The 5,027-nt window shown below is 72.1% G+C and carries 4 protein-coding genes; 1 reads left to right on the forward strand and 3 read right to left on the reverse strand.

Annotated features, from left to right (window positions below; genetic code table 11):
• The first annotated feature begins 452 nt into the window (after window positions 1-452).
• Window positions 453-767: an integration host factor, actinobacterial type gene (gene mihF, locus QH283_RS03820; RefSeq protein WP_280501634.1), complete on the forward strand. Its 315-nt coding sequence runs from the start codon at window positions 453-455 to the stop codon at window positions 765-767.
• A gap of 101 nt (window positions 768-868) precedes the next feature.
• Here the strand turns inward: mihF and fdhD are convergent, their stop codons facing one another.
• From fdhD to QH283_RS03835, 3 genes are all read right to left on the reverse strand, one after another.
• Window positions 869-1,723 carry a formate dehydrogenase accessory sulfurtransferase FdhD gene (gene fdhD, locus QH283_RS03825; protein ID WP_280501635.1) on the reverse strand — a complete coding sequence of 285 codons (855 nt, stop codon included), beginning with the start codon at window positions 1,721-1,723 and terminating at the stop codon, window positions 869-871.
• Window positions 1,720-4,029 (reverse strand): FdhF/YdeP family oxidoreductase, encoded by a 2,310-nt coding sequence (locus tag QH283_RS03830; RefSeq protein ID WP_280501636.1) that lies wholly within the window; start codon window positions 4,027-4,029, stop codon window positions 1,720-1,722. Before QH283_RS03830 ends, fdhD begins: the two co-directional genes overlap by 4 nt.
• Window positions 4,030-4,110: 81 nt before the next feature.
• Window positions 4,111-4,821: an FHA domain-containing protein gene (locus QH283_RS03835; protein WP_280501637.1), complete on the reverse strand. Its 711-nt coding sequence runs from the start codon at window positions 4,819-4,821 to the stop codon at window positions 4,111-4,113.
• Between the last annotated feature and the right edge of the window lie 206 nt (window positions 4,822-5,027).

Raw genomic sequence — 5,027 nt, forward strand, 5'->3', positions numbered from 1 at the left:
CACCGGAGCCTTCCGGTGCGGCATCGGTCGTTTCCCGCCTTCCGCCCGCACGGTGCCGTCCGGGCGCGCGACAGGACCGGCCAGGGGGTGTACGGGGTGGATGCCGCCGGTGAGCGGGGCGGTTCGCGGTCACGCGGGGCAGTACGGCGCGGGCACGGGCCGGGGGAGCGACATCGATCCCCGTGGCGACCCTCTGGTTCTCCGTTGAACCGGGCCTGCGGGGTACTGCTACCGATTGTGTCGGCGGTCACGTTGCCCGCGTTACGCTGGTCGGAGGACCGCACCGGCGCTCATGCGCTGCCCTTGCGCGCCACTGGCGGGGGCAATGGTGCGCCGACCTGGGAAAGTCCGCCGCCGCCGACCGGTGTGTCTGCGTCGGTCTGTCGGTGGCGTGCTGTTTACTCGGTGCGGTCAAACCAGAGGTTCGAGTGACGAGTGAAAGCGGAGGAGATATGGCACTGCCCACGATGACCGCCGAACAACGCACCGAAGCGTTGGCCAAAGCGGCCGCGGTTCGCAAGGCGCGCTCGGAACTGATCGGCAAGGTCAAGGCCGGCAAGGTCTCCGTCGCGGACCTGCTCGCCAAGGCGGAAACCGACGAGCTGGTCAAGAAGACGAAGGTGGCGGCCGTGATCAAGGCTTTGCCCGGTGTCGGGCCGGTCAAGGCCGCCAAGCTGATGGACCAGGCGGAGATCCCCGAGGATCGGCGCATCGGCGGCCTCGGCGCCCGGCAGCGCGCGGCGTTGCTCGAGGCGCTGAAGGTCTAGCCGCAGCCCGATCCGGCACGACCGCAGCCCGCCGGACGGGCCGCGACGGATTCGCCCGGCCCGGCGGGGAATGCGGGCCGGGCGAGCCCACCCGGATCGGATCAGGCCGATCTGTCCTCGGCCTCTGCGGTGCGGGCCTCTGCGGTGCGCACTCGGTGCGCGCCGCTGTAGACGTTCATGGTCTCCCCGCGCAGGAAGGCGACGAGGGTCAGACCGGTCTCCACGGCGAGGTCGACCGCGAGCGAACTGGGCGCCGACACCGCGCCCAGCACCGGGATACCCGCCATCACCGCCTTCTGCGCCAGTTCGAACGACGCCCGCCCGCTGACGATCAGCACCAGCTCTCCGGCGGGCACCCGGTTCTCCCGCAGTGCCCAGCCGACGACCTTGTCCACGGCGTTGTGCCTGCCGATGTCCTCCCGCACCGCCAGCACCCGCCCGTCGGGGGTGAACAGGCCCGCCGCGTGCAGGCCGCCGGTGGCGTCGAAGACCGACTGGTGTTCCCGCAGAGTCAGCGGCATCCGCGCCAGCGCCGACGCGTCGACCGACGGTCCTGGATCGGGCTGCGGGAAGCGGCCGGCGGCGCGGACCTCGTCGAGTGCGGTCTTGCCGCACAGGCCGCAGGCGCCGGTGGTCAGCACATGTCTGGTGCGCACCACGGCGGGCACCCGCAGCCGCACGTCGAGCACGTTGTAGGTGTTGCGGCCCTGCTCGTCGGTGCCCGCGCAATAGCGCGCGCTCACCACGTCCTCGGCCGAGCCGATCATGTTCTCGCTGAGCAGCAGGCCGTGCACCAGGTCGATGTCGTTGCCCGGGGTGCGCATGGTGACCGTGAGCGACTGCCCGTCGACCCGGACCTCCAGCGGCTCCTCGACCGCGAGGGTGTCCTGGCGTCGCACCTCGCCCGCCGGGCCGAGCCGCAGCATGCGCCGCCGCGCGGTGACCCGGCCGCTCACGCTCCCGCCTCGTCGTGCGCGTGGCGTTCCAGCCGGATCACCACCGCCTTCGACACGGGGGTGTTGGAGCGTTCGGCGACGTGGTCGAGCGGGACCAGCGGGTTGGTCTCCGGGTAGTAGGCGGCGGCATTGCCGCGCGGGGTGGAGAAGCCGACGAGGCGGAAGCCGCGCACCCGGCGCTCGACGCCGTCGGTCCACTCGGTGACCAGGTCCACCAGGTCGCCCTCGGCGAAACCGAGTTCGGTGATGTCCTCGGGGTGCGCCAGCACCACCTTGCGGCCGCCGTGCACCCCGCGATAACGGTCGTCAAGGCCGTAGATGGTGGTGTTGTACTGGTCGTGGCTGCGCAGGGTCTGCAACACCAGCCTGCCCTCCGGGACCGGGATCCAGGCCAGCTCGTTGACCGCGAAATTCGCCTTGCCGGTGCTGGTGGCGAACTCGCGGCTGTCGCGCGGCGGGTGTGGCAGCACGAAGCCGTTGCGCTGCCGCACGCGCCGGTTGTAGTCCTCGCAGCCGGGCACGACGCGGGCGATGGCGTCGCGGACGGCGTCGTAGTCCGCCCGGAAACGCGCCCAGGGCACCGGGTGGTCCGGGCCGAGCAGGGCGAGGGCGAGTTCGCAGACGATGGCGACCTCGCTGCGCAACTGGTCGCTGACCGGCTTCAACCGCCCGGTCGACAGATGCACCATCGACATGGAGTCCTCCACCGAGACCGACCGGCGCTTGCCGTCGAACACGTCCTCGTCGGTGCGGCCGAGAGTGGGCAGGATGAGCGCGGTGCGGCCGTGCACCACATGGCTGCGGTTGAGCTTGGTGGAGATCTGCACGGTCAGCGAGCAGTTGCGCAGCGCGGCCTCGGTGACCTCGGTGTCGGGGGTGGCGGAGACGAAGTTGCCGCCCATCCCGACGAAGACCTTCGCGCGGCCGTCGCGCATGGCCCTGATGCCGTCGACGGTGTCGTAGCCGTGCTCGCGCGGGCTGGTGATGCCGAACTCGCGGTCAAGGGCGTCGAGGAAGAAGTCCGGCGCCTTCTCCCAGATGCCCATGGTGCGGTCGCCCTGCACGTTGGAATGCCCGCGCACCGGGCACAGGCCCGCGCCCGGCTTGCCGATCATGCCGCGCAGCAGCAGCACATTGGTGGCCTCCTCGATGGTGGCGACCGCGTGCCGGTGCTGGGTCAGGCCCATGGCCCAGCAGACGATGATGCGCTGCGAGCCGGCGATCAGCTCGGCGGTGTGGCGCAACTGCTCGCGGGACAGGCCGGTGGCGACCTGCACGGTGTCCAGATCGACGGCACGGGCACTGGCCTCGTAGGCGTCGAAGTTGGCGCACCGGGCATCGACGAACTCGCGGTCGACCACGGTGCCGGGCGCACGGTCCTCGGCCTCGAACAGCAGCCTGCCCAGGCCCTGGAACAGCGCCAGGTCGCCGCCGAGGCGGATCTGCAGGAAGTCGTCGGCCAGGTCGACGCCGGTGCTCAGGCCGCGCAACGTCTGCGGATCGCGGAAGCCGAGCAGGCCGGTCTCCGGCAGCGGGTTGACCGCGACGATCCTGGCGCCGTTGGCCTTCGCCCCGGCGAGCGCGCTGAGCATGCGCGGATGGTTGGTGCCCGGGTTCTGGCCCGCCACGATGATGAGGTCGGCGGCGGCGAAGTCGTCGATGGTGACCGACCCCTTGCCGATGCCGATGGAGGAGATCAGCGCCGTGCCCGAGGACTCATGGCACATGTTGCTGCAGTCGGGCAGGTTGTTGGTGCCGAAGCTGCGCACCAGCAGCTGGTAGAGGAATGCGGTCTCGTTGGCGGTGCGGCCGGAGGTGTAGAACAGGGCCTCGTCGGGGGAGTCCAGCGCGCGCAGTTCGTCGGCGATGAGCTGGTAGGCGTCCTCCCAGCTGATCGGGTGGTAGTGGGTGTTGCCCGGCCGCAGCACCATCGGGTGGGTGAGTCTGCCCTGTTGTCCCAGCCAGTAGCCGGACTTGGTGGCCAGTTCCGACACCGGGTGCGCGGCGAAGAACTCCGGGGTGACGGTGCGCAGTGTGGCCTCCTCGGCCACCGCCTTCGCGCCGTTCTCGCAGAACTCGGCGGGCCTGCGGTGCCCGCTCGGCTCCGGCCAGGCGCAGCCGGGACAGTCGAAACCGTGCACCTGGTTGACCCGCGACAGGGTCAGGGCGGTGCGGATCACGCCCATCTCCTCGACCGAGCGCTTCAGCGCCACCGCCACCGCGGTGACGCCCGCTGCCTGCGTCTTCGGCGACGAGACGGACAGCTCGGACTCGTCGATGTCCTGTGTGGGTCCCTGGCGATGCATGACCACATTGTGCTCTTCGCCCATCACGTCCGCCCCCGGGCCGTCGATTCATGCCGGTCGGGCCGGGGTGTGTCGCCGCTCTCAGTAGCGCCGCGGGTAGGCCGCGAGCGGCCGCATGGGCGGGCGGTGGGTGAGGATCTTCTGTCCGAGACGCATCCGCCAGCCCGGCGCCAGCTCGACCGCCGTGTCGCCAACGCGGGTCCACTGTTCGACGTCGGGCGCGGCGATGTAGGTGCCGCCCGAGGTTCCCGCGTCGCGGACGTAGACCACGCCGTCCTCCACGGTCACGTAGGCGTGCACCCGGGAGACGTGCCGGTCCCTCGGCAGGGTGAGCGGCGCGGCCTTGCCCGACCGGACCGATTCGTCACCCGACGGATTGCGCCCCACCACGTAGTCGCGGTCCAGCGGGTAGATCACGTCTTCGAACACCAGCGCCCCGGGCGCCTCCGGCTGGGCGGGTGGCCGCAGCGGGACCACCCGGCCCCACTGGTTCGGTCCCGAGTTGTGCGGGCCCGCGTAGTTCGGTCCCGGCGTGCTCGCCGGAGCCTGGTGCGTACCGGGCCGCGCGGCGAAGAAGTCCTGCCTGCCGGGCTTCGGCGCTTCCGGCCAGGCAGGCGGGGACGAGGATCGGCGGGTGTCACCCGCGCCCGTCTGGTCGGCGGCGAGGGCGTCGAAGCCCGCCGGGGCGGTGGCGGGCAGGTCGGCGGTGCGGGGACCGGTCCGCGCGGGCTTCGCCGGAGCGGGGGCGGCCGGGGAAGCGGCCGACCGGTCGCCGCCCGTGGCGGGGCTCACGTTCGATTTGCCGGGGGCGCTCGCGTTGTCGGGGGCGCTCGCGACGGGACGGGACCAGGCCGAGTCACCGGTCCGGCCCTGGGGCGTTCCGCGCCCGCCGACCGTGGTGGCGTTCGCGGCGCGGTCGGCACCGGCGGCGGGGGTGGTGGGCCCGCGGGTCGGGGCCGGAGGGGGGTGGGCAGGGGGTTCCGCGCGGGGGGTGCCCG

Origin of the sequence: Nocardia farcinica, assembly GCF_029867845.1 — a bacterium.
Lineage (GTDB): Bacteria > Actinomycetota > Actinomycetes > Mycobacteriales > Mycobacteriaceae > Nocardia > Nocardia farcinica_A.